Source organism: Marinobacter denitrificans (genome assembly GCF_008795955.1).
Taxonomy (GTDB): Bacteria; Pseudomonadota; Gammaproteobacteria; order Pseudomonadales; family Oleiphilaceae; genus Marinobacter; species Marinobacter denitrificans.
Map to the genome: position 1 here is coordinate 977,015 of NZ_VMHN01000001.1, position 23,199 is coordinate 1,000,213.

The following is a 23,199-nucleotide window of genomic DNA, read 5'->3' on the forward strand; positions in this document are numbered from 1 at the left end:
CTCTCCTGTTCTGGATAGTGAGTCTGGAGTCACGCTCCCCGCAGCGGTTCAGCCTGGAGCGCGTCAGCCGGGAGCCTGTCACGGCCCCAGCTGCGGTGCACGCGGCCGATCACCCGTTCCAGCTCATCCTCGCCAACCTCTGCAGGCTCTCCCCGCTCAAGAGGGTCGAAGTGGAAAATGTACAGCCGTGATGCGAACTGTTCAAAAGGCAGGGAGGCCTCACCAAACCGCTCGCCTTTGCCCGCCGTGCTGACCACCACCTCGTCACCCCAGTTCTGCCCACTGTCGTTATTCGGGTTGAAGAAATACACCCGCATAATGTCGTCCGGGTCCAGGGTGACACGGAGTATGGTAATTGCGTGCCAGCCGATAAACCTGGCTGCACTGTCAGTAACTGCTACGCCAGCAGGCTGCGGGTGGATCAATGGCTGGTTGCCGTTGTAGTACGGGTGGTAGCTGGCGTAGAAATACCGCAGGAAGGTTTCCAGGTCCTCCAGTTGCCCCGTTGCCACGTCCACATTGATTCGAAACCCCCGCCCGGCCGACCAGCCATGGAATTCGGGGTTTACCCACTGGTGAGGGTCGCCCTGCCGGCCGATGCACATGCGGCCCATTTCCGCATAGATCCTGTCCAGATGTGGCACTACAACCAGCGATACCGGGTCCAGATCCAGTGTTACTTCCGAGGCAACGCCACCCTTGCTGGCTGCCGAGGAGACCGGCTGCCCCTCGAAGTGCATCATGATCTCGTTGTCCCGCGCGGCCCAGGCGACCATCTGCAGCAGGTAGTCCGGATCGTTGTAGGCCCACATGGACAAGGCACGGGCAGACTGACACGTCGGGTTATTGCCCTGCCCCACCCCAAGGGGCTGGCCCAGCATGTTCAGCACACCCTGTATCAGCCAGGCCTTGGGCTGGGGCTGGTATCCGTAGGCCAGCTGGATGCGGTCACGCGCCTCCGGACATATGGACAGGCGCGCCTGCCGCCAGAGCGCGGGGGCCAATGGCGGCTGGTAGAGAATGCCCCGTTCCAGCATCAGTGCCAGACCATAAAGGCCCTGCGCCGTTTCCGGATACACGCCTTCGCTGACCAGTTCGTTCACCAGGTCCTTGTAGCACAACAGACAGTCGCGGCCGGTACTGGACAGGCCCAGCGCTTCTGTCAGCATGGAATCCTGTTTTTCCAGAATGTAGCGCACAAATGCAGCGTGATAGGGCGACACCAGGCCGGTGTCATGCATGGAGCGGGCAAATCCGGTGGCCTCACTCTGCAGGGCACCCGAATCCATGGATTGCAGGCGCTCCTCGTAAACCGGGATACCCGGGTCTTCCCGGCAAGCCTGGGTTGGCCCATAAAGGCTTGAAATCAGGCGCTCTGCACCCTGGCCGGCGCCACCCAGGTCGACATTGGGGTCCACCCGGCACAGTGCAATCTGGGTAATCATCTGCCGCACACTGGTCACCTGGATGGGCCGTTGTTGCAGTATTCGCCAGATCTCCTCGATGAGCCGGTCGATCACATGCTCATAGCCGATCTGCTCGGCAACATGCTGCACGACCGCGCGACTGATCAGTGCAAGCTTGCCCTGCTCCCGCTCAGCCTCACCGGACTCACCAAACAGCATATTCAGGTTGATCGCCAGCACCTGGGTCAGGTAGTGGTGCGCCTGCTCTGCCGATACCGACTCATGCAGATAATCGCCATGAGCCACCGCCAGCAACCTCAGTTCACTGAGGGCTTCGATGATAACCGTATCGGCATGGGGGCTTTGCAGGGAGTAGGTTGTCAGCGAGGGCAAAAGAATGGAGGGGTCTGCCCAGTCGGTGCCCCAGAAAACGCCGGCTTTTTCAATTCGCTCGGCGCGCTCCTGGACCGCAAGGCAGCCCCCGGGCTGAAGCAGCACCCGGCGAACGATATCGAACAGCCGGGGCAGCTTGCCCGCCTTCGCGAAGCTACGGCTCTCCTCGAGAGCCGTGATTGCATCATCCAGTCGCTGCACCAGCTTATCGAAATTGACGACAGGTGCCGGATTTCCAGCGTCGGAGTTGCTCAAACTGTCTTCCTCAGAGTCTGGACCAGACCCGTTGTTGTTAATTCCTTGTGGAATTATACATAGAAATCCAGTTCTTCCTGATGTTTCAGCAAATCTCTCATCACATAGGGGTCTTCACCAAAGAAGTAAATCAGGCCCCAGTGTGTACCAAACGCGGTACGCTTGGTGACGGTTTCTTCCATCGGCGGTGTCAGTTCGTGAGACTCGAAATACTCGTGGTTCTCGGTCTCTTCCGGCATTTCCAGCTTACTGACAACACGGCGACGCGGATAGACGCCGAAACAGCCGGCATAGCCCGAGGCATCCACCACCTCTTTCGGGAAGAAGGCTTTCACTTCCTCGTCGGTGGTTTTCGGGTCAAAGGTCATGATCAATGCCTGGTAGGCATTGAAGCCATAGGCGCGCTCAAGCAGCTCGAATACTTTGAAACCCGGCGGCCGATACGCGACCTCACCAAAGTACATGGTGCTGTCGCTGGTCACGAAGTACTCCGGGTGAATAAACCCGAATTCGATGTCGAACGTCTTGATCAGTTTTTCGATCTCACGGGTAATCTGTTCACGATACTTCTCCAGATCCGGAGTAGCCGGTACAAATACAGAATAACCCAGAGTGACGTACTCGGAGATGTTCAGAAAGGCGACCTTGCCCTTGTGAATCCAGGCCTCAACCGCGAATTCCCACCCGTCCAGGTGCGACTCCATCAACACCGGGAACTCTTCGTCGGGGATGGTATCCACCTCATCAGGTGTGCGGATAACCCGGTGGCCCAGGCAACCGGCCTTGTCGAACGCCTTCAGGTGAATCGGGTCGTTGGGGTCACCGTCGAGTTTCAGCAGCGTCTGGTTTACGCGCTTTAGGAAGCGGATAACGTCTTCCCGATCATGGGCTTCCTCGAAAATACCCACCCGGATTCCGCCCAACTGGGCGCGGCGCTTCATCAACGCTTTGTCCCGCAGCAACAGGGACTGGCCAAACAGTTTGGGTTGGTCCATCAGTACCGAGTTGATGGCACCGGCCCATTCCACGGTTTCCTCGAATAGCGGGATCGCCACGTTCACGCCCATCTCTTTGAGTGTCTGGGCTATTTCAACAGAACGATCGTTCAGGCGCTCGAAATTCCATGGAATATAGGGAATGTCGTGTTCTTTGCAGTAGGCCTCGGCCCAATCGGGGGCGACGACGACATAACGGCGGTCAAACTTGTCCGCGGCTTCTATCGCGTTCAGGCTCCAGCCCAGGAGTGCAACATAACCTTTATTCGGATCGAACTTGTGCTCGCTCATATGCCTTCTCCTTTGGGTGTGTATTTATAACGTAACGATTTAGTTACAAATCGCAACCGAATCGCCCCCCTGAAACGCAAAAAGCGCTGACCGTACGGGCGGTTAAGCCAGTGCTGCCAGCGCTTCTGAGTTTTTTAGATCGTTTGGTAATATCACCCCAATTTCAGGGTTGAAAGGGTCCGCTCCCTCACTTTGTTGAGTAATTGCTCATCATCTACCAGCGACTGACCGTACGAAGGCACCAGGACTTTCATGCGCTCCTGCCATTCGGCTGTTTTCATTCGCTCCGGAAAACAACGTTCGATCACATCGATCATGGCATGGGCTGCCGTTGAAGCTCCGGGAGAAGCACCCAACAGGGCTGCCAGGCTGCCATCTTTCGCCGCGACAATCTCGGTGCCAAATTCCAGCTTACCGCCACCATCCGGAGACTTCTTGATGATCTGCACCCTCTGGCCGGCATCCTGCAAACGCCAGTCGTCTTCCTCTGCGTCCGGAAAATAGTTGCGCAGTGATGCCACGCGGTCACTGTGAGACTGAAATACTTCTCCTATGAGGTAGCGGGTCAGGTCCATGTTGGTCCGGCTCACAGACAGCATGGGAAACAGGTTGGTGGAGCTGACCGAACCGAACAGGTCAAACACCGAGCCCTGCTTCAGAAAACGCGTGGTGAAACCCGCGAAGGGGCCAAACAGCAAGGCCGGCTCACCATTGATGATGCGTGTATCCAGGTGCGGCACGGACATCGGCGGAGCGCCGATCGGCGCCTTTCCGTAAACCTTGGAGTGGTGTTGTTCAACGATTTCCGGCTTTTGACATACCAGCCACTGGCCACTGACCGGGAATCCGCCATAACCTTTGGATTCATCAATGTTGGACTTCTGCAGCATCGGCAATGCGCCACCACCAGCCCCCAGAAAGACAAACCCCGCCTCCAGCTTGGTCAGTTCACCGGTTTTCTGGTTCTTCACCCGCACCTTCCAGCGTCCGTTGTCCCGCTTGGCAAGGAAATGTACCGGGCTACTGAGCATCAGTTCGAAATTCGGCGTGCTCTGCAGGTGCTCCACCATGCTGCGGGTCAGGGAGCCGAAATCCACGTCCGAACCGTGGTTGATTCTGGTTGCGGCCACCTTCTGCATCGGATCACGGTTGTTCACTACCAATGGCATCCACTCTTCCAGATCCCGCGGGGATTCGGTGTATTCCATTTCACGGAACAGGTGGTGGGCACTGAGCTTTTCGTAACGACGCCTGAGAAATTTCACCCCGTCTTCGCCCCAGACAAAACTCTGGTGGGGTGTACGGTTGATGAAGGTTTTGGGCTCCGGCACTATGCCCTGCTCAACCATGTACGACCAGAACTGCAGCGAGACTTCGAACGACGCATTGATTTTCAGGGCGCGGTCGATCGTGACGTCGCCCTCTTCGGTTTCCGGCGTATAATTGAGTTCACAGTAGCCGGCGTGCCCGGTACCTGCGTTGTTCCATCCGTCGGTGCTTTCATGGGCCACGTGATCAAGACGCTCCACCATGACGATGTCCAGGGAAGGATCAAGCTGCCTGAGCATCATGCCGAGGGTAGCGCTCATGACGCCACCGCCGACCAGCACTACATCTGCCTGTCTAACGGCCATTGGTTATCACCCTAGCTAGTTTAAAAGCCTGTAGCCCATCCACGATCAGCAGAAGAACTTTCTGAATTTGTGGCGCGATTATCCCGTTTTTTCAACGGATAATAAATTGCGATTATCAATCGCAGGCCAAACGTATAAAATGCGCGCGCCCGGCGCCCATTCTTACGCCTGAGGTTGACGATATCACCGCCACTTTAGTCTCATACCGGGCGGCTTTCATTATCAGGACTACTTTATGTTACTGGCATTTGCAGCAATCATTGCTGGTCTGGTTCTTCTTGTGTGGAGTGCTGACCGGTTTATTGAAGGTGCGGCAGCAACCGCCAAACACCTTGGCATGCCATCTTTACTGATAGGCATGGTGATCATTGGCTTTGGCACCTCGGCGCCAGAGCTGGCGGTGTCTGCCATGGCTGCTCTGGATGGCAACCCGGGGCTGGCTCTGGGTAACGCCTATGGCTCGAATATCACCAATATTGCCGTAATCGTGGGCCTTACCGCCGTCATCGCGCCCATCGCCGTGCATTCACAGGTCATACGGAAAGAACTGCCGCTGCTGCTGATACTGACCCTTATCGCCGGCTACCAGTTGATCGATGGCGAACTGACCCGGCTTGATGGCTGGGTGCTTCTGGGGGTGTTTGCCATCGTAATGGGCTGGTCCATCTACCAGGGCATCCGGGGTAAAGGGGACTCGTTGACAGGCGAGACCGAGGCAGAGCTTGTCGCCCACCCGATGCCGCTGAAAATTGCACTGATCTGGCTGGCAGTTGGTCTGGTACTGCTACTGGTGAGCTCACGTATGTTGGTATGGGGAGCGGTATACATCGCCCAGAGCCTCGGCGTCAGCGACCTGATCATTGGCCTGACGATTGTCGCCATTGGCACCTCACTTCCGGAACTGGCGTCGGCTCTGGCTGCGGTAAAGAAAAACGAGCATGACCTGATACTCGGCAACATTGTCGGGTCGGGTATTTTCAACACCCTGGCTGTGGTCGGACTGGCTGCGAGCATCGAGCCGCTGACTGTGGACATGGAAGTGCTGTACCGCGACTGGACCCTGATGACAGCCCTCACCATCGGCCTTCTGGTGATGAGTTTTGGCTTTGCTGGTAAATCCAGGCTCATCACTCGGCCCGAAGGCCTAATACTTCTGCTGGTGTACGTTGGCTACGCCAGTTATCTGGTGTCTACCGTAATTCGCTGAGCCACGGCAAACCAGAACCGATCTGGTTTGCCCGCCAGCACGCTAGTCCTGGTTTTCCCGGAATACCATGGCAATGGAATTCAGGCAGTAACGCTGCCCTGTGGGTGGTGGCCCATCGGGAAAGACGTGCCCCAGATGGCTATCGCAGCGAGGACAGCGGATTTCTGTGCGGGTCATGCCCATGCTGCTGTCTTCAAGGTAGCGGATATGATCCGTATCGAAAGGCTGGAAGAAGCTGGGCCAGCCAGTGCCTGAATCAAACTTGGAATCCGAGCTGAACAACGGCAACTCACACAGCCGACAGTAATATACGCCCGGGTTCTTGTTATCCAGCAACGTGCCACAAAAGGGCCGTTCGGTGCCATGGTCCAGCAACACCCGGCGCTCTTCTTCCGAGAGGCCGGCAGCCTTCTCATTGATTTGTTCCGGTGTCAGCGGTGTCAGGTCGTAACCTGCAGCAGAAACGCCCATAGCAGCCTCCTCAGGCAATGTCATTGCCGGTATAACCGGGTTTGAGCCGGTCACCGAATGTGTCCACAAGCTTTTCCATCTTTGGCGCCGCAACTGCCATTATGTACGGCTGATAGGGATTGCGGGCCGCAAAGTTCTGGTGGTATGACTCGGCAGGGTAAAATGCCTCCAGTGGTTCCAGGCGGGTCACCACAGGGTCCTCGTAGATGCCGGCTGCATCCAGTTGACGGAGGTACGCTTCCGCCACCCGTTTCTGGTCTTCAGTCTCGTAGAAGATCGCGGAACGGTACTGAGTGCCCCGGTCGTTCCCCTGCCGATCAAGTTGAGTCGGATCGTGAGCCACTGACAGGAAGACCTTGAGGAGTTCCCCGAAGCTGACCGTTTGCGGATCATACCGCACGTCAACCACTTCCGCGTGGCCTGTCTGGCCACTGCAGACCGCCTCATAATTCGCCGTATCAGGGCTGCCGCCCGCATATCCTGACTCGACACCGGTAACACCATTCACCGCCAGGAAAACCGCCTCGACACACCAGAAACAGCCACCACCAAGCACGACGTGTTGCTCGCGGGACTCTCCCGGTGGCAAGTCGTGTTCTGGGTCGGGAAAACGGCTTTTCGGAACGTTCAGGCCCGGAATATTGCAGGATGTCGACATATCAGTGTCTGCCTCAGAGTCATTACCGTTTGTGCACTTACATTACGCTCAAGTGTGGCCTTAGTGATCCGGTTTATCTACCCCTGCAAAGCTGATCAGAAAAGCAGCAGCCCCACCAGAGCACTTCCGGGTGCCAGAATCCAGACGGGCACCCGCCAGACAGCCAGGCTCACCCAGGCCAGCAATACAAAAGCCAATGCGCCGGAACTATCTACGGCAGAAGTCCATACCGGATCATAAAGCGCTGCCAGCAACAATCCGACAACACCTGCATTCACGCCCGCGAGTGCAGCGCGGACCAGCTCATGCTTGCGAATATAGGACCACAATGGCAGACCGGCAAATACCAACAAGGTTCCAGGCAGAAAGACCGCAATAACTGCCACGACAGCACCGGCCAAACCATTTTCGATACCGCCAAGAAACGCCGAGAAGGAAAATAGCGGCCCCGGCATAGCCTGAGCCACCCCGTAACCGGCCAGAAAGGTGTCCGCCGGCATATTTCCAGTAGCAACAAAGCCTTCCTGCAGCCAGGGCAATACCACGTGGCCACCACCGAACACCAGTGCGCCGGCACGATAGAGTTCTGCCCAGACCCAGCCCAGGGAACCCTGGGCCATGGGAAGAAATGCCAAAACCAACAGCACAACAAACACCGCAAAGAAAACCATGGGACGGCGTGTCTGCACCGGTATGGTCAGCGCCTCCGCAGACTGCTTCTGCGGCAGTTTCAGTGCCGCACCAGCAACCCCGGCGATCAGCAGGGCCAGAATCTGCATCCAGGTTGCGCCCACGGTCAACAAAAGGACAGCCACCAACACTGCAATGGATAACCGGGGGCCGTCCGGGCACAGGTTCCGGCCCATCTGCCACACAGCCTGGGCCACAACCGCCACCACAAACAGTTTGAGACCGGTGACCCAGCCCCCAGCACCTGCGTCCGGCCAAAGGCCGAGCCCGAGGGCTAACAGTGTCATCAGCATGGCCGATGGCAATGTGAAACCAAGCCAGGCCGCTGCCGCGCCAGTGTAGCCTCGTTGCAGGAAGCCGATCGTCAGCCCCACCTGGCTGGAGGCAGGGCCGGGCAATAACTGGCACAGGGCCACCACTTCGCCATAGGCGGAATCCGACAACCAGCGACGGCGTTTTACAAATTCTTCATGGAAGAACCCCAGGTGAGCGGCCGGCCCCCCGAACGAGGTCAGGCCAAGCCGCAGAAACAGCAAAAATATGTGCCAGGCCGGTAACGCCCCGGCATATTCTTTTTTTGCGCTGACATCCCTGGACATGGAACTATCTGTGTTTAACAGCGTGAATTAAGATGAGGGAACATTATGACGTTCCGGTTGCATCACTCCCATACCCATCCATAATGAGGAGACGGGTTGACCGGATCGTGACAGAACCAATTTCAATAACCAACAGGATCGACAATGACCGCCCGGGCCCATACACCAGAAAATCAGGATGAGCTGCTGGAGTATCGGCTGAGCCTCCGGCTTGGTCCTGTTCACGCACGACAACGCCTGGGAATCGAACAGGAAGCAGAATCAAAGGTGTTCGGTCCTGACCGGCATTCCTTCCATCTCGAGAATATCACCTCCGCGCCCCGGTTTATCAGTACCTGCCTGAAACTGGCTGGGCTGTTCCGGCGTGGACAGGCCAACAGTCGCCGTCTGGACACGGTCCACAACCGCTTCCACATCGAGGGCCTTCCCGCCGCTTTCGAAGGTTACCGTATTCTACAACTGACCGACCTCCATGTGGACATGGACGAAGCCAATCTGGAGGCGGTGATTAACCGTATCGCGCCATTGGAGTACGACCTGTGCGTACTGACAGGTGACTACAGACGCCGGACCTGGGGGCCGATCGAGGACGCAATGGAAGGCATGGCAAAACTACGGGGAGCCATTCAGGGGAAGGCCTACGCCGTATTGGGAAATCACGACAGTGTGCGCATGGTGCCCGGCCTTGAAGACATGGGGTATCACCTGTTAATGAACGAGCACGCCATACTGCAACGAGGGGATGACAAACTGTATCTGGCTGGCGTGGATGATGCGCACTTCTACAAGGTCCACAACCTGCACAAGGCCGGCGACGAAATCCCCGCCGGCGGCATCAGCGTGTTGCTCAGCCACACCCCCGAAATCTGGCGGGAAGCGGCCCATGCCGGCTACGACGTTTTTCTGTGTGGCCATACCCATGGCGGACAGATCTGCCTGCCCGGCCGGATCCCCGTCACCCTGGACTCCGACTGTCCACGAGAACTGGGCCGGGGTTACTGGCGCCGTAACGGCATGCAGGGCTATACCTCCCCCGGCACCGGCACGTCGGTAGTCAATGTGCGCCTGAACTGCCCGCCCGAGGTCACCTTGCATACGCTTACAGGCGGGCCGGAGTAGCAATGCGTCTCAGTGGGGCTGATGACGAATGCCCAGCCGGAACAGCAGCGGTGACAGCACTATATTGGAGACGGTAAAAAGCACTACAACACCGAGGACAACCAGCCCACTCAACTCCAGCCAGTACCAGGCCAGAATCATCGGCAACAACGCCTCGGGAACCTGGTCCAGCCCCATGGCCCGGGCACTCGAAGCCAACCCGGCACGGCGCTTGGTAAAGCTGCTCATCATATCGCCGATCAGCCCCAGCAATCCGAACAACAAGCCAAATAGCAGTTCTATGCCGGTCACCAGGGCGAACAGGCCGCAGGCGAGCGTACCGGAAATAATACCTCGCCAGGTTTTGCTGGCCCCCAGCAACGGACGACCGTCCCGCCACAGCCTGCCCCCGTCAACGGGAGCAGACCAGCGTCGGCCGAGTATCCGCGCGGCAACCACCGGTGCCCCGTTCGCCAGCACCAGCATCACGAAGAGCTCGAGAAAGATCAGCAAACTGCTCAGCCTCTGTCAGATGTCGCCCGGGAACGTCGCCTTTTCAGGACACGCCGCCTTTGGTCAGTTTCAGCGGGTCCATCAACTCTTCCAGCCTGTCGCGGCCAAGACCACTGCGCTCTTCCGCAACGTCAATCACCGGCCGGCCGCTTTGATAGGCTTCCTTGGCAATATCAGAGGCAAGGCTGTAACCGATCTCGGGATTCAGCGCCGTTACCAGCACCGGATTCTTGCCAACTGCAGAGTTCAGATGCTCAACATTCACTGTGAAATCGCGGATAGCCTTCTCGCCGAGGATGGTGGAGGCGTTAGTCAGCAGTTCAATCATGTCCAGCAGGTTGGCGCCCACCAGGGGCAACATCACATTCAGCTGGAAGTTGCCGGATTGCCCCGCAATGGCAATGCTGCTGTCCATGCCCATAACCTGGGCACCCACCATGGCCACCGACTCCGGTATCACCGGGTTAACCTTTCCGGGCATGATGCTGCTGCCTGGCTGCAGCGCCGGCAGGCTGATTTCTGCCAGGCCATGGATAGGCCCGCTGTTCATCCAGCGCAGATCATTGGCAATTTTGGTGAGCACAATCGCCAGGCCCCTGAGCTGGGACGACAGCGCCACGGGCGCATCAACCGCACTCTGGCCGACAAACTTGTGCTCCAGCGAGTGGAAATGGTAGCTGGTGTTGGATTTCAGAAACTTGACGAACTGTTCCGGAAACTCGTGCAACGCGTTCACACCGGTGCCTACCGCGGTTCCACCCTGGGGAACCAGAAGCAAATCGTCAGCTGCAGCGGCCAGTCGCTTCTCTGTAGCCAGCAACTGCTCCCGCCAGGTTCGCAATTCCTGGCCCAGAGTGACCGGCATGGCATCCATCAGGTGGGTACGGCCGGTTTTGACCTGCTCTGAAAACATCGCCTCCCGCTCATAGATAATACCGCACAGATGGCTTAGTACCGGCAGCAGCCGTTCGTGAACACCGGTAAGTGCACTGATATGGATGGCAGTCGGGATGACGTCATTGGAGCTCTGGCTCATGTTGACGTGATCGTTGGGGTGGATTTCGACACCTTCCTGTGCCGCCAGCGCCGCGATCACCTCGTTCACATTCATATTGGTGCTGGTGCCAGACCCGGTCTGGTAACGATCAATGGGGAACTGGTCGGCGCAGTCGCCATTCAGTATGCGGTTGCCTGCCGCCACGATAGCGTCACGCACCTCGTTGTCCAGAAGCCCGAGGCTGGCATTGGCATCGGCGGCCGCCTGCTTTACCCGAACAACAGCGGCGATGAACGCCGGGGGCATCGGCAGGCCACTGACCGGGAAGTTTTCCACGGCTCTCTGGGTCTGGGCGCCCCACAGGGCCTCTTCGGGAACACGGACTTCGCCCAGGCTGTCTTTTTCCGTCCTGAATATGGTCATGACACTCTCCTTATGAACCAGACTAGACTATTCGTTGATCGGGGACTTCAACCTCACATGGTCGCAAATGCCGGTAACCTGATCAAAATTCAGAATCAGCGTGTGGACCGTATTGGTGTAGGTGTCGTGAAGGTAAAACTTGAAACGATGCTGCTTTTCTCCCTGCAGGTAGCCGTCATACTCCCGTACGAGCTCTCGTACGTCGCCCCCCTCATCCCTGGACCAGGTGGCATTGAACGGTCCAAGTACAGCGCCACCGGAGAGGCAAACGGTCACTTCGTGGTTGGTAAGGGCATTTTCGGGAACAGACATAACTCTCTCTCCTGACAAAACAAGCGTTGACAGAATAGAGTGTAGACCGTCATTTCCGATCGGGGTTCAGAGATGTGGCCAGGCTGGTTACCAGGGCCCTCAGGCGGTTGGGCTTAACCGGCTTGTTAAGAATGGGCAGATATTGGGAAGTGATCAGACGCCGGGTATCATCACTGCGGTCGGCGGTAATGACCGCAGCGGGAATATCCCGGTCAAAGTGCCGCCGAACCGCATAAATCGCTTCACATCCTGTGAGATTGTTATCCAGGTGGAAATCCGCAAGGATGATGTCGGCGTCGTGGCCCTGGTCAATGGCTTCGGTCGCGCTTCCCGCGGTCGCCACCCGGCACCCCCAACGTTCCAGTACCGCCCGCATGCTTTCCCGCACCGGCTCTTCATTATCGATTACCAGAACACGCAGCCGATCAAAGGAGAGGGTGGCGGGTACCGGCACTTCCGTTTTACGTTGCCCGGCCGGCGCTTCCAGAACAGTGCTCACAGGCAGCAGGACGCTGAAACAGGAGCCCTTTCCATAGCTGGACTCCACCCGGATGTCGCAACCAAGCACTCTCGCCATGCGATCAACAATCGCCAATCCCAGGCCAACGCCCTGACGGCCGCCCCCTTTGGGCAATATCTGGTGGAACTCCCGGAAAATGTCCTCGAGCTTTTCCTGTTCGATTCCCACACCCGTGTCCCACACTCCGATTTCCAGGTTTGGGCCCCGCTTGCGGGCAGCAAACAGGATCCCGCCCTCGGTGGTGTAACGAAAGGCGTTGCTCAACAGGTTCCTGAGAATACGTGTCAGCATTCGCGGATCGGTGCAGACGCTGCCGGCGCCTGCCCGCAGTCGAAAATTCAGGTCTGCGTTCTCGGCCAGGGGCTCGAATTCCTGGGCCAGGCCACGCATCAGTTCACCAATGTCTGTGTGGACATAATCCGGCTGCATGGCTTTCTGATCCAGCTTGGAGATGTCCAGCAGATCCGCCAGCAGGTCTTCGGCGCTTTCCAGTGAGCGCTGGACCCGGTGCACCAGCCGGTTTTCGTCCTCCGGCAGGTTACTGTCCATCAGGGCGGAGACCAGCAAGCGGGCGGCATTCAGGGGCTGGAGCAGGTCGTGGCTGGCCGCCGCCAGATACTTGTCCTTGCTTTCATTGGCCTGCCGCGCGGCATCTATCGCGACCACCAGCTCCTGCTCTACTTTTTCCCGCTGCTCAATCTGGTAGCGCAAGACCACGTTGGCGTTCTGCAGTTCGTCGGTGCGTTCCTCGACCCGGCGTTCCAGATCGGCATTAAGCTGGCGCAGCTTTTCCCTGGCCTGATGGCGTTCGGTTATGTCTGCAACAAATGCTTCCACCACTTCCGGACCAAGATCGGGGCGCCTCAGCAACGTAATGGCAACATGCACGGGTGTGTTGTCAGAGCGCCTTAACCTGGTTTCCCTGGCGCTGAGGCTGCCGTGGTCCAGCAACTCCTGACGGATATCATCAAAATCCCCGGAACTGCAGAACAGCTGTTCCCGCAGACGGATGACACGCGCAATCAGGTCTTCGGCACTGTCATAACCGCAAATACGGGCCATCGCAGGATTGGCAGCTACAAAGCCGCCCCGGAGGTTGGCCTGAAAGATACCGTGCAGGGCATTTTCGAAGAGCCATTTGTACCGGTTGCGCTCCTTCTCAAGTTCCTCTATCCGATCCTGGAGCGCCGGGTAATAGTTCTTGCGCACCGACTGGCTGCCTAGACCCAGCAGGTCACCAATATCGTATTCGGCGTCACTGGAATCAGAGGGCTTCTTCATAAACAACTTCGACATCGCGGCGCGAGGACTTGCGAGGGTTGGTCAGGATGCAGGGATCCTGCAGAGCGAAACCGGACAGATAGGGAATATCGGATGTAGTCACGCCCAGCTTTGCCAGCTTGGCTTCCAGCCCAACCGTGCGCTTCAGGGTGATGATCCGCTCCATCAGGCGCTGTTTGATCACCGGTTTCGACATGCCGCGGGTATCAATATCCATGGCCTCGGCGACCCGTTTGAAGCGGTCCTCGGCAGAGGTGTAGTTGTAGGCCACCACGTGTTCCAACAGTAACGCGTTACAAAGTCCGTGGGGCAAATCAAGGAAGCCACCCAGGCTGTGGGACATTGCATGGACGGCTCCCAGAATGGCATTCGAAAACGCCAGCCCGGCCTGCATGGACGCCAGCATGATCTGCTCCCGCAGATGGACGTCAGCGGTGTTGCGCACCAGCGGTTCCAGATTGCGGTTAATCAGTCGGATTGCCTCCAGTGCGTTGGTGTCGGTAAGCGGCCCGCTTCCGGTGGAGACGAAAGCCTCGATGGCATGCACCAGGGCATCGACACCGGTGCACGCAGTCAGGTAGGCGTCCATGGTTTCCGTCACTTCCGGGTCAATCAACGACACATCCGGCACCACTGCCTTGCTGATAATAGAGAATTTGAAGCGCCGATTGGGGTCGGAAATGATCGCAAACTGGGACACATCAGCGGATGTACCGGCCGTAGTCGGAATCAGGATCATCGGTGGAGACGGCGAGGTGATGGTATCGACACCCTCGAACTCAAGGATATTCCGGCCGTGGGCGCTGACAATACCGATACCCTTGGCGCAATCCATGGGGCTGCCACCACCAATGGCGACGATCACGTCACACTCGCTGGACCGGTATAGCTCCGCGCCTGCCATCACTTCATCCACTTTGGGATTGGGCGACACCCCGGTAAACACGGTAACGCGAATGCCCGCTGCCACCAGGATATCCACGATTTCCGCAACCCAGCCGGCTTTTTCCACGCCGGGGTCTGACACCAGGAACACATGGCGGGCGCCGAAGTTGCTGGCAAAGTTGGCCACCGCCTTGCGTGAGCCGGCACCAAAGACGATCTCGGGGGAAACAAACTTGCGCAGAGCAGATATGTCGTAGCTCATGAGCCTTCTCTTCAGCGATGCTGTCTGTTGTTGTTATATCAAGTTCAAGTTTACCTGAACTGCTCACCGCCATCATCGCACTTTCGGCCATACTTCTGATAGAACGCCAGCAGGTTCTCCAGCAACGAGATCTGATTGTCCCGGTGGCGGAAACCATGCCCTTCTTCCTCGAACCACCAGAGCTCAACGCACTGCCGGTTTTGCTCAAGCACACGTACCATGGCCCGGGTCTGTTCCGGCACCACCACCCTGTCCTGCCCGCCCTGGAAAAAGATCATTGGCCGGCGAATCCGATGGGCCTGCAGTATAGGTGTACGCGCCTGCCAGCGTTCGGGAAAATCCCGCGGGGACCCCAGCAGCCAGTCCAGGTAGCCCGACTCAAAGCGGTGTGTCACCTCCCGCAGGTGGGCAGGATCGCTCACCCCGAACAGACTGGCCCCGGCCCGGAAGCGCGCACTGCGGGTCATGGCCATCAGTGCGGTATATCCTCCGGAGCTACGGCCCTGGATAAACAACCGACTGGCATCAGCCTGGGCAGTGGCCACCAGATGATCTGCCGCCCGTTCCATATCCTCCACGTCAGCCCGGCCCCAGTGGCCGGCCAGTGCCAGACGGAAATCCCGGCCGAACCCCGCGCTGCCGCGATAATTGACCTCCGCTACGGCAAACCCGTGATGGCACCAGAACTGGATCTGGGGATTGAATACCGGCCATGCAGTCGATGTGGGGCCACCATGGGCGATCAGGATTAATGGCGGAGGCTCTGCTTCCGACCAGCCCTCGATGGGCGGGTACCAGAACCCTGTTACCTCGTCATGCACATCCTTCGATGGCGGAATCTGAAAGATGTCAGGGGTGACGATGGGTGAATCAGGGAACGGGGCTTCGCCCCCGGCCAGCGTGCGGGCATGGCCGGTTTGAAGATTCACTGCCAGTACTGAATCGAGCCGGGAAGCCGAGCGGGCGATGCAATAAAGCTTGTCGTCGAAGGCCGTAAGGTGGCGAAAGTCGGTGTAGCCCGTGGCGACCCTAACCGCTGGGGAGTCAGCAGACAGCGTTAGCCATAGCTCCCCCCTTCCGGAAACGTAGCGCACCCGGGCCCAGCCTCCCTGCCCCAGCGGCCAGTGATGACGCTCACCCAACTGCCAGGGAGCACTGGCGTGATCCGCAGCTGTCGCGTCGAGACAGGTCCATCTGAACTGTCCTGTTGTGAGTGACACCAGCCAGGGCTGCCACCAGCCTTCGTGATCTGACAGCACGTGCAGCACCTCGCCATCGAACACAGGCTGCTGGACGCTGCCGCCTGTGGGCGTCGGCAAACAACGAGCCCCGACCAGTGTGCCATCGACATCCACATCCGCCGTCCACAAAACAGAACTCACCCACGGCATGTCCGGCAGCGACCAGGATACCCACGCAATGCGCGCACTACTGGCGGATATTGCCGGGGCGCTGTAAAAATCCTCACTCTCATGCAGACGCAGAACTTTGTTGTCGCCCTGTACGGCCACCAGTTGCTGGCGCCCCGCACTTTCTCTTACCGCCAGAACACGGTGATGGGCGTCATCCCACACCAGTCCGCCGAAGCTGGCATCCGGGTCCCGGGTCAAGGCGTCGGAGGCCCCTGTGCGCGGGTCAATTCGGTGGATCTGCTGCCCTGAAGCGGCCACCGCAAACAGGGCGTCCGGCCCGGCACATAATGCACCGCCACCGTAACCATTAACCTCGCTGCGAAGACCGAACTCCGGGCGCGTTACCGGGTGAGCGGCCTCTCCGTTTACCTTTCTGAGCAGGTTGTTGCCGGTGGCAGGGTCAAACTCCAGCCAGAAAACACCCGCCCGGGAGACAGTCAGCGCTCCCCGCTGGACAAACGCAGTAGAGGCCTGCTCTGCAGAAAGCGGCGAGAAGATATTTTCGTCTGGCGTATCAGCCCCGGAAGAACAACCGGGAGTTGTCGGCGTTGCGATAGGTCAGCTCCTCCAGCCCGGCGGTGGCGTGGTCCGCCGCCTTGCGGGCGGCGAGGATGCGGTCGTGGTGGGGCGATTTGCCGCATACCGGGTCGGCGTTGTCGGCATTGCCGGTCAGCAGGTAGGCCTGGCAGCGGCAGCCGCCGAAGTCCTTGTCCTTTTCATCGCAGGAACGGCAGGGCTCCGGCATCCAGCTATCGCCCCGGTAATGGTTGAAGCCCGGGCTGTCGTACCAGATGGAGTGTAGCGAGGATTCGCGGATATTGGGAAATTCGATGGGCAGCAGCCTTGCGCTATGGCAGGGCAAGGCGGTGCCATCCGGGGCCACGGTCAGGAACAGGCTGCCCCAGCCGTTCATACAGGCCTTGGGGCGTTCTTCGTAATAATCCGGGGTGACAAAGATCAGCTTCATAGCCGAGCCGCTGGACGTGAGGCGTTTGCGGTAACTGTTCACTTCCGCTTCGGCCTTCTCAAGTTGCGCCTTGGACGGCATCAGCCCTTCCCGGTTTTCAAAAGCCCAGCCGTAATACTGGCAGGTGGCCAGTTCCACATAATCCGCACCCAGCCGTTCGCAGAGGCTGATAATATCCTCCATCTGGTGGATGTTGTGGCGGTGGATGACGAAGTTGAGCACCATGGGATAGCCCGCTTCTTTCACCGCCCGAGCCATGGCCAGCTTCTGGTCATAAGCCTTGCGGGAACCGGCAACCGCGTTGTTCAGCTCCGGGTCCGAAGCCTGGAAACTCACCTGAATGTGGTCCAGCCCGGCATCCCGGAAGGCGTTCACCTTGGTTGCCGTCAGTCCAAGCCCCGAGGTGATCAGGTTAGTGTAGTACCCCAGTTGCCGTGCCTCGGCAATCAGTTCGGGCAGGTCCTGACGCACCAGCGGCTCGCCACCGGAGAAGCCCAACTGGGCCGCGCCCATCTCACGCCCCTGGCGCAGTACCCGCACCCACTCCTCGGTGGTCAGTTCCTGCTGAGTCTGGGCAAAATCCAGGGGGTTGGAGCAGTAGGGGCACTGCAGCGGACATCGGTAGGTCAGCTCCGCCAGCAGCCACAGTGGCGGGCCGATACCGGGGCGATCACCGGCAGGCATGGCGTGGTGGCCGCTCACGTGAACAGTATCCAGTGTTGCTGTTCGGCATCTTTGAGGAAGTCGCTGACGTCCTCCGACAGAGAGCCTGCATCGGGAAACTGCTGCTCCAGGAGTGCCACGATGTCTGCCACATTGCGTTGACCGTCCACCTCTTTGAGCACGGCGCCGGCGCTGTCATTCAACCGCACCATCCCCTCCGGATACAGCAAGACATATGCATTTTGGGCAGGCTCCCACTGAAAGCGGAAACCCGGGCGCAGTTTCGGTATCCGCTTCATGCCCACCGCCATCACAGCCCCCGGTGCCACACTGGCTGGTCGGTGACGGTATGATACGGTGGCGTCTGGTGCTGATAAGCCATAGTCAGGGCATCCAACATCGACCATAAGATATCCAGTTTGAATTGCAGAATTTCCAGCGCACGGGCCTGCTGTGCCGCTGTCGTGAAATGATCCAGCGTAATGCTGAGGCCGTGCTCTACATCCCGGCGGGCCTCTGCCAGCCGCTTGCGGAAATAGGAGTAACCGTCGGCCTTGATCCAGGGATAATGCTGCGGCCAGCTGTCCAGTCGGGACTGGTGAATCTCCGGCGCGAACAGTTCCGTCAGTGACGAACAGGCCGCTTCCTGCCAGGTAGCCCGTCGGGCGAAGTTCAGGTAGGCGTCCACCGCAAAGCGCACACCGGGCAGCACATGGCGCTGGTCGATCACTTCCTCGCGGGTAAGTCCTACCGCTTCCGCCAGGCAGAGCCAGGCTTCGATACCGCCCTCGTCGTCACTGTGGCCATCATGGTCGAGAACCCGCTGCAACCATAACCTGCGCACGGCCGCATCCGGGCAGTTGGCCATGATGGCGGCGTCCTTGCGGGGAATGTTGATCTGGTAGTAGTAACGATTGGCCACCCAGCCACGGATCTGCTCCGGCGTACAGTCACCGCCATACATGGCTTTATGGTACGGATGGTGTATGTGGTAATACCGGCCTTTGGCCCGCAGGGCCTGCTCGAAATCCTGCCGGTTCATCACCGGGGTTGCGATAGCATTCATGAGTGCACCGCCCTATCCAGGTGCATTCCGTCGAAGGACACTTCGATACCGTGCTTTGCCAGCACAGCCCGTTCCGGCGAGTCCTCGTTCAGAATGGGGTTGGTGTTGTTGATGTGGATCAGAATCTTCCGCTTTGCCGGCATGGTATCGAGCACGTCGATCATGCCACCGGGGCCACTCTGGGCCAGGTGCCCCATTTCCTGGCCGGTACGGGTGCCCACTTCGCAACGCAGCATTTCATCGTCGTGCCACACGGTACCGTCCACCAGCAGGGTGTCGGCCTTACGCATCCATTGCAGAATCTGCTTATCGGGCTGACCCAGCCCCGGAGCGTACATTACGGTTTCACCACTGCGGGTGTCTTCGATAAACAGCCCAATGTTGTCACCGGGATGCGGGTTGTTCCGGCGTGGCGAATACGGTGGCGCGTTACTGAGCAGCGGAATGGCCGTCAGACGCAGAGAGGGTGCGCAGGGTATGGTAAAGGACTGCTGATCGGTGCACGGCACTTCACGCCATTGCGGGCCACCGTTCCAGTGCTGAAGCATGCGGAATAGTGGAAACCCGCTGCTGAGATCTTCATGCACCTGCCCGGTACACCACACGTCCAGTGGCAGGCCCTCCCGCAGCATCAGCAAGCCGGTGGTGTGATCCACCTGGCTGTCTATCAACAGCACCGCCCCGATACCGGTGTCCCGCAAGGCACGGGCCGGCTGCATGGCGTCGAAAGAGGCCAGTTGGGCACGGATATCCGGGGAGGCGTTGCAAAGAATCCAGCTGACACCGTCCTCGCTGATGGCGATGGACGACTGGGTACGGGCTCTGGCGTTCAGAGTTCCCTTGCGGAAACCATCACAATTGGCGCAGTTGCAGTTCCACTGGGGGAAGCCACCTCCGGCTGCGGAACCAAGGATACGAATCTGCATGGTGGGAACTCCGGAAGCAAAACGGCCAGCGCGTATCGGCTGGCCATCCTATTTAACGGTTGGCGAAGTACATGGTGACTTCGAAACCGATCCGCAGGTCTTCATAAGCTGGTTTGGTCCACATGATGCTTTCCTCTTGTGATGATTGTTGTGGCATTCAGGATCCGTTAGCCGGCTTTCCGGTAACTCACACTCAATCCTACCCAGTCTAAGGAGGAGCAAATATGGTACTTTGGCACTGATTTTCGACTGGTGCGGGGGCAGCAATTCATCCTTTCGGACCATCTTTAAAAGTGCAGCAGCTAAAACAAAAAAAGGCCCTGGGAAGGGCCAAAGCAATGGCAGGAAAACCCACGTACCCCCAGCCAGTCACCGGGGAAGAAAATGCACATCCTTATGCGGACTCGCTACCGGGCCTGTGTGGAGAGGCCCGGGCACAACAGTCATTGGTTTGCCAGGCTCAGAAGAAGCCAAGCGGGTTGATGTCGTAGCTGACCAGCAAGTTCTTGGTCTGCTGGTAATGATCCAGCGCCATCTTGTGATTCTCACGGCCAACACCGGACTTCTTGTAACCACCAAAAGCTGCGTGGGCAGGATACTGGTGGTAGCAGTTGGTCCATACACGGCCCGCCTGGATGGCACGGCCCATGCGATAGGCTCGGTTGATGTCACGGGTCCACAGGCCGGCCCCAAGACCAAACTCGGTGTCGTTGGCAATAGCCAGGGCTTCTTCTTCGTCCTTGAAGGTGGTCACACCCACCACCGGGCCGAAGATTTCTTCCTGGAACACACGCATGTCGTTCTTGCCTTTCAGCAGCGTAGGCTGAACATAGAAGCCGTTGTTGTACTCGCCTTCCATCTCTTCGCGGCCACCACCGGTCAGCACTTCCGCACCTTCCTGTTTGCCGATTTCCAGATAGGACATGATCTTGTCGAACTGTTCTTTACTGGCCTGGGCACCTACCTGCACATCGGTATCCAGCGGATTACCACGCTTGATAGCCTTGGTGCGTTCAATAACCTTGGCCATGAATTCGTCGTACATGTCTTCCTGGATCAGGGCGCGGGATGGACATGTGCACACCTCACCCTGGTTGAAGAATGCCAGTACCAGGCCTTCCACGCACTTGTCGATGAATTCCGGCTCGGCCTGCATGACATCGGAGAAGTAGATGTTGGGGGACTTGCCGCCCAGCTCCACTGTGGAGGGAATGATGTTCTCGGCGGCACACTTGAGGATATGGGCACCCACAGGGGTTGAGCCGGTAAACGCAATCTTGGCGATGCGCTTGCTGGTGGCCAGTGCCTGACCGGCTTCGATGCCATAACCGTTGACGATGTTGACCACGCCCGGTGGCAACAGGTCGCCAATAAGGTCCATCAGGATCAGGATACTGGCTGGCGTCTGCTCGGCAGGCTTCATCACGGTGCAGTTACCCGCCGCCAGACAGGGCGCCAGTTTCCAGACCGCCATCAACAGCGGGAAGTTCCAGGGGATGATCTGGCCCACAACGCCCAGGGGCTCGTTGTAATGATACGCCACGGTGTTGTTGTCGATGGCACTGGAGGTGTCTTCCTGGGCACGGATACACCCGGCGAAATAGCGGAAGTGATCCACTGCCAGCGGCAGGTCGGCGTTAACAGTTTCACGCACTGCCTTACCGTTGTCCCAGGTTTCAGCAACCGCGAGCATCTCGATGTTCTGCTCAATGCGGTCGGCAATTTTCAGCAGAATGTTGGAACGCTCGGTGGTAGACGTTTTGCCCCAGGCCGGCGCGGCCTTATGGGCGGCGTCCAGCGCCAGCTCGATATCTTCGGCAGTGGAACGCGGAATCTCACAGATCACGTCACCGGTAACCGGGGTGATGTTTTCAAAATACTGGCCCTTGGCGGGAGCGACCCACTCACCACCAATAAAATTTTCATAACGGGGTTTGAAGGAGACGACGGAGCCTTCCTTTCCTGGTTGTGCGTAGATCATGGTCTCGACCTCTTGTTGTGTTTGTCGAAGGGCAACGCGGCCTTTCGCGTTTACCCAATCAATGTAGACCCCAGCGCCGGATAGGTGAATGATTCGATGGAGGTGAAAAACTCGTTCCTTAGTAGTAGATGACATCAAAGCCGCGCCACTACTGGCCAAACCTCCCTGATTAAATTCTGCACCGTAAAATCCCTCACTGGCGCACAGAAACAGTGCGTATGCCCTGACAGGAAGCAAGCATGTTTAGCCGCCAACATAAAACATCAACGAAACCAGACGGTTAATAATTGGCATAGTCTCTGCAGTACCCGTATTACGCAGCGAGAAGTCGGTTACTGAAACCACCATCAAAGCGCGACAATCTGACAAATAGTTCAACTAGGGTTCCGGCCTGTTCCTCGTAGTGATGCAAAGCGAGACAAAACAGGTGACTGGTCCGAGAGTTGACGACCTTTTCCAAGGTTACACGGCGGGACAAAAGCCCGGGAGGATCGTTCAGTGACTGACGTCTCTCGTTTCTTTGAACCCCGTACCAGAAGGAAAAGGCGATGCTCGACTCTCTCAATAGCACAGCCCCCCTATACGACGATCTGATTCCCGGCGGATCCCACTGGTCTTTCATCATGCGCCGTGGCCATGTGCTGCGTCTGATTGATGAAACCGGCGGCGCCAACGTCGGCATGTTGATGTACAACCCCGAGAATCCTCTCGAGCGGTACAACATGCCGGACACCCTGAAAAACCAGCATACCTTCAAGCTTACCCGGGGCCATGTACTGCTTTCGGATATGGGCCGGGTGTTTGCCTCCATCGTGCGTGACGACATGGGCTGGCACGATACCGTTGGCGGCACCTGCAATGCCGAACTTGTCGAGAAGCGGTGGGGTAAAAAGACCTATCAGCAAGCCCACAACCACTACCATCGAAACGGGTTCAGCAGCTTTCTGAATGAGCTGGCCAAGTATGGCCTGGGCAAGAAAGACCTGACTGCCAACCTGAACTGGTTCAGCAAGGTAAAGACTGATGACGAGGGCAACATGTCTCTTGTCAGCGATGCGTCCCACGCCGGCGCCACCGTTGACCTGCGTTTCGAGATGGACACCATTGTGGTGCTCCACACCTGCCCGCACCCGATGAACCCGGCCAGCGAGTATCCTAGCCATCCCGTGAGGTACCAGCTTTTCAGGGCCACTCCCGTTACCGATGCCGATCCTTGCAAGCTCTCGTCACCGGAGGCCACTCGCGCCTTTGCCAACACCGCCCTGTATCACCTGTTCCAGTAACGGAGGCCGGA

21 protein-coding genes and 1 riboswitch are annotated in these 23,199 nt (G+C 58.2%); of the genes, 3 read left to right on the forward strand and 18 right to left on the reverse strand.

Going from position 1 to position 23,199, the window contains the following annotated elements; genetic code table 11:
• Positions 1 to 29: 29 nt before the first annotated feature.
• From FO268_RS04555 to mqo, 3 genes are all read right to left on the reverse strand, one after another.
• Entirely contained in the window at positions 30 to 2,054 is a 2,025-nt protein-coding gene (locus FO268_RS04555; protein WP_150990213.1) for a hypothetical protein, read from the reverse strand.
• Between the two features lie 53 nt (positions 2,055 to 2,107).
• Positions 2,108 to 3,340 carry an ATP-grasp domain-containing protein gene (locus FO268_RS04560; RefSeq protein ID WP_150990215.1) on the reverse strand — a complete coding sequence of 411 codons (1,233 nt, stop codon included), beginning with the start codon at positions 3,338 to 3,340 and terminating at the stop codon, positions 2,108 to 2,110.
• Between the two features lie 152 nt (positions 3,341 to 3,492).
• Positions 3,493 to 4,974 (reverse strand): malate dehydrogenase (quinone), encoded by a 1,482-nt coding sequence (gene mqo / locus FO268_RS04565; protein ID WP_150990217.1) that lies wholly within the window; start codon positions 4,972 to 4,974, stop codon positions 3,493 to 3,495.
• 235 nt (positions 4,975 to 5,209) lie between these two features.
• Between mqo and FO268_RS04570 the strand changes: the two genes are divergently transcribed.
• A complete protein-coding gene (locus tag FO268_RS04570; RefSeq protein WP_191966830.1) occupies positions 5,210 to 6,181 on the forward strand; it encodes a calcium/sodium antiporter in 972 nt (323 codons plus the stop codon).
• Between the two features lie 42 nt (positions 6,182 to 6,223).
• Here FO268_RS04570 and msrB read toward each other — a convergent pair whose 3' ends face one another.
• The 3 genes from msrB to chrA all read right to left on the reverse strand — a co-directional run bounded on the left by msrB (position 6,224) and on the right by chrA (position 8,599).
• On the reverse strand, positions 6,224 to 6,652 hold the full coding sequence (msrB, locus tag FO268_RS04575; protein WP_150990219.1) for a peptide-methionine (R)-S-oxide reductase MsrB: 429 nt from the start codon (positions 6,650 to 6,652) through the stop codon (positions 6,224 to 6,226).
• Between the two features lie 10 nt (positions 6,653 to 6,662).
• Positions 6,663 to 7,310: a peptide-methionine (S)-S-oxide reductase MsrA gene (gene msrA, locus FO268_RS04580; RefSeq protein WP_150990221.1), complete on the reverse strand. Its 648-nt coding sequence runs from the start codon at positions 7,308 to 7,310 to the stop codon at positions 6,663 to 6,665.
• A 95-nt stretch (positions 7,311 to 7,405) separates the two neighbouring features.
• Positions 7,406 to 8,599, reverse strand: coding sequence for a chromate efflux transporter (gene chrA, locus FO268_RS04585; protein ID WP_150990223.1), 1,194 nt, complete (start codon positions 8,597 to 8,599; stop codon positions 7,406 to 7,408).
• 144 nt (positions 8,600 to 8,743) lie between these two features.
• On the opposite strand from chrA, the gene FO268_RS04590 reads away from it, so the two are divergent.
• Positions 8,744 to 9,718: a metallophosphoesterase gene (locus FO268_RS04590; protein ID WP_150990225.1), complete on the forward strand. Its 975-nt coding sequence runs from the start codon at positions 8,744 to 8,746 to the stop codon at positions 9,716 to 9,718.
• A 9-nt stretch (positions 9,719 to 9,727) separates the two neighbouring features.
• Here the strand turns inward: FO268_RS04590 and FO268_RS04595 are convergent, their stop codons facing one another.
• The 12 genes from FO268_RS04595 to exaC all read right to left on the reverse strand — a co-directional run bounded on the left by FO268_RS04595 (position 9,728) and on the right by exaC (position 21,905).
• On the reverse strand, positions 9,728 to 10,210 hold the full coding sequence (locus tag FO268_RS04595) for a CDP-archaeol synthase (RefSeq protein ID WP_150990227.1): 483 nt from the start codon (positions 10,208 to 10,210) through the stop codon (positions 9,728 to 9,730).
• 43 nt (positions 10,211 to 10,253) lie between these two features.
• Positions 10,254 to 11,630, reverse strand: a complete 1,377-nt coding sequence (locus FO268_RS04600) for a class II fumarate hydratase (RefSeq protein WP_150990229.1) — start codon at positions 11,628 to 11,630, stop codon at positions 10,254 to 10,256.
• Positions 11,631 to 11,657: 27 nt separating this feature from the next.
• A complete protein-coding gene (locus FO268_RS04605; RefSeq protein WP_150990231.1) occupies positions 11,658 to 11,942 on the reverse strand; it encodes a hypothetical protein in 285 nt (94 codons plus the stop codon).
• A 49-nt stretch (positions 11,943 to 11,991) separates the two neighbouring features.
• On the reverse strand, positions 11,992 to 13,743 hold the full coding sequence (locus FO268_RS04610; protein WP_150990233.1) for a PAS domain-containing hybrid sensor histidine kinase/response regulator: 1,752 nt from the start codon (positions 13,741 to 13,743) through the stop codon (positions 11,992 to 11,994).
• Positions 13,727 to 14,890 (reverse strand): alcohol dehydrogenase-like regulatory protein ErcA, encoded by a 1,164-nt coding sequence (ercA, locus tag FO268_RS04615; protein ID WP_150990235.1) that lies wholly within the window; start codon positions 14,888 to 14,890, stop codon positions 13,727 to 13,729. The genes FO268_RS04610 and ercA overlap by 17 nt, the downstream gene beginning before the upstream one ends.
• Before the next feature lie 50 nt (positions 14,891 to 14,940).
• Positions 14,941 to 16,560: an alpha/beta hydrolase family protein gene (locus tag FO268_RS04620; RefSeq protein WP_225316499.1), complete on the reverse strand. Its 1,620-nt coding sequence runs from the start codon at positions 16,558 to 16,560 to the stop codon at positions 14,941 to 14,943.
• A 256-nt stretch (positions 16,561 to 16,816) separates the two neighbouring features.
• On the reverse strand, positions 16,817 to 17,953 hold the full coding sequence (gene pqqE / locus FO268_RS04625; protein WP_150991662.1) for a pyrroloquinoline quinone biosynthesis protein PqqE: 1,137 nt from the start codon (positions 17,951 to 17,953) through the stop codon (positions 16,817 to 16,819).
• A 14-nt stretch (positions 17,954 to 17,967) separates the two neighbouring features.
• Positions 17,968 to 18,246, reverse strand: a complete 279-nt coding sequence (gene pqqD / locus FO268_RS04630) for a pyrroloquinoline quinone biosynthesis peptide chaperone PqqD (RefSeq protein WP_404802908.1) — start codon at positions 18,244 to 18,246, stop codon at positions 17,968 to 17,970.
• Positions 18,243 to 18,998: a pyrroloquinoline-quinone synthase PqqC gene (gene pqqC / locus FO268_RS04635; protein ID WP_150990239.1), complete on the reverse strand. Its 756-nt coding sequence runs from the start codon at positions 18,996 to 18,998 to the stop codon at positions 18,243 to 18,245. The genes pqqD and pqqC overlap by 4 nt, the downstream gene beginning before the upstream one ends.
• Positions 18,995 to 19,924, reverse strand: a complete 930-nt coding sequence (pqqB, locus tag FO268_RS04640; protein ID WP_150990241.1) for a pyrroloquinoline quinone biosynthesis protein PqqB — start codon at positions 19,922 to 19,924, stop codon at positions 18,995 to 18,997. Before pqqB ends, pqqC begins: the two co-directional genes overlap by 4 nt.
• A gap of 52 nt (positions 19,925 to 19,976) precedes the next feature.
• Positions 19,977 to 20,048 carry a pyrroloquinoline quinone precursor peptide PqqA gene (gene pqqA / locus FO268_RS04645; protein WP_007153157.1) on the reverse strand — a complete coding sequence of 24 codons (72 nt, stop codon included), beginning with the start codon at positions 20,046 to 20,048 and terminating at the stop codon, positions 19,977 to 19,979.
• A gap of 336 nt (positions 20,049 to 20,384) precedes the next feature.
• The gene (exaC, locus tag FO268_RS04650; RefSeq protein WP_150990242.1) at positions 20,385 to 21,905 is read right to left on the reverse strand and encodes an acetaldehyde dehydrogenase ExaC; all 1,521 of its coding nucleotides are present in this window, start codon (positions 21,903 to 21,905) and stop codon (positions 20,385 to 20,387) included.
• 367 nt (positions 21,906 to 22,272) lie between these two features.
• Positions 22,273 to 22,396: riboswitch (guanidine-I (ykkC/yxkD leader) on the forward strand.
• Positions 22,397 to 22,453: 57 nt separating this feature from the next.
• Between exaC and FO268_RS04655 the strand changes: the two genes are divergently transcribed.
• Positions 22,454 to 23,188, forward strand: coding sequence for an urea amidolyase associated protein UAAP1 (locus FO268_RS04655; protein ID WP_150990244.1), 735 nt, complete (start codon positions 22,454 to 22,456; stop codon positions 23,186 to 23,188).
• Positions 23,189 to 23,199: the final 11 nt, after the last annotated feature.

Excerpts from the sequence above, each read along its gene's own strand:
- pqqE (WP_150991662.1), bottom strand. The coding sequence starts at position 17,953 with ATGCCTGCCGGTGATCGCCCCGGTATCGGCCCGCCACTGTGGCTGCTG.
- chrA (WP_150990223.1), bottom strand. The coding sequence starts at position 8,599 with ATGTCCAGGGATGTCAGCGCAAAAAAAGAATATGCCGGGGCGTTACCG.
- msrA (WP_150990221.1), bottom strand. The coding sequence starts at position 7,310 with ATGTCGACATCCTGCAATATTCCGGGCCTGAACGTTCCGAAAAGCCGT.
- pqqC (WP_150990239.1), bottom strand. The coding sequence starts at position 18,998 with ATGAATGCTATCGCAACCCCGGTGATGAACCGGCAGGATTTCGAGCAG.
- mqo (WP_150990217.1), bottom strand. The coding sequence starts at position 4,974 with ATGGCCGTTAGACAGGCAGATGTAGTGCTGGTCGGCGGTGGCGTCATG.
- FO268_RS04600 (WP_150990229.1), bottom strand. The coding sequence starts at position 11,630 with ATGACCATATTCAGGACGGAAAAAGACAGCCTGGGCGAAGTCCGTGTT.
- FO268_RS04570 (WP_191966830.1), top strand. The coding sequence starts at position 5,210 with ATGTTACTGGCATTTGCAGCAATCATTGCTGGTCTGGTTCTTCTTGTG.
- FO268_RS04560 (WP_150990215.1), bottom strand. The coding sequence starts at position 3,340 with ATGAGCGAGCACAAGTTCGATCCGAATAAAGGTTATGTTGCACTCCTG.
- FO268_RS04605 (WP_150990231.1), bottom strand. The coding sequence starts at position 11,942 with ATGTCTGTTCCCGAAAATGCCCTTACCAACCACGAAGTGACCGTTTGC.
- pqqB (WP_150990241.1), bottom strand. The coding sequence starts at position 19,924 with ATGCAGATTCGTATCCTTGGTTCCGCAGCCGGAGGTGGCTTCCCCCAG.
- FO268_RS04590 (WP_150990225.1), top strand. The coding sequence starts at position 8,744 with ATGACCGCCCGGGCCCATACACCAGAAAATCAGGATGAGCTGCTGGAG.
- exaC (WP_150990242.1), bottom strand. The coding sequence starts at position 21,905 with ATGATCTACGCACAACCAGGAAAGGAAGGCTCCGTCGTCTCCTTCAAA.
- FO268_RS04655 (WP_150990244.1), top strand. The coding sequence starts at position 22,454 with ATGCTCGACTCTCTCAATAGCACAGCCCCCCTATACGACGATCTGATT.
- ercA (WP_150990235.1), bottom strand. The coding sequence starts at position 14,890 with ATGAGCTACGACATATCTGCTCTGCGCAAGTTTGTTTCCCCCGAGATC.
- msrB (WP_150990219.1), bottom strand. The coding sequence starts at position 6,652 with ATGGGCGTTTCTGCTGCAGGTTACGACCTGACACCGCTGACACCGGAA.
- FO268_RS04610 (WP_150990233.1), bottom strand. The coding sequence starts at position 13,743 with ATGAAGAAGCCCTCTGATTCCAGTGACGCCGAATACGATATTGGTGAC.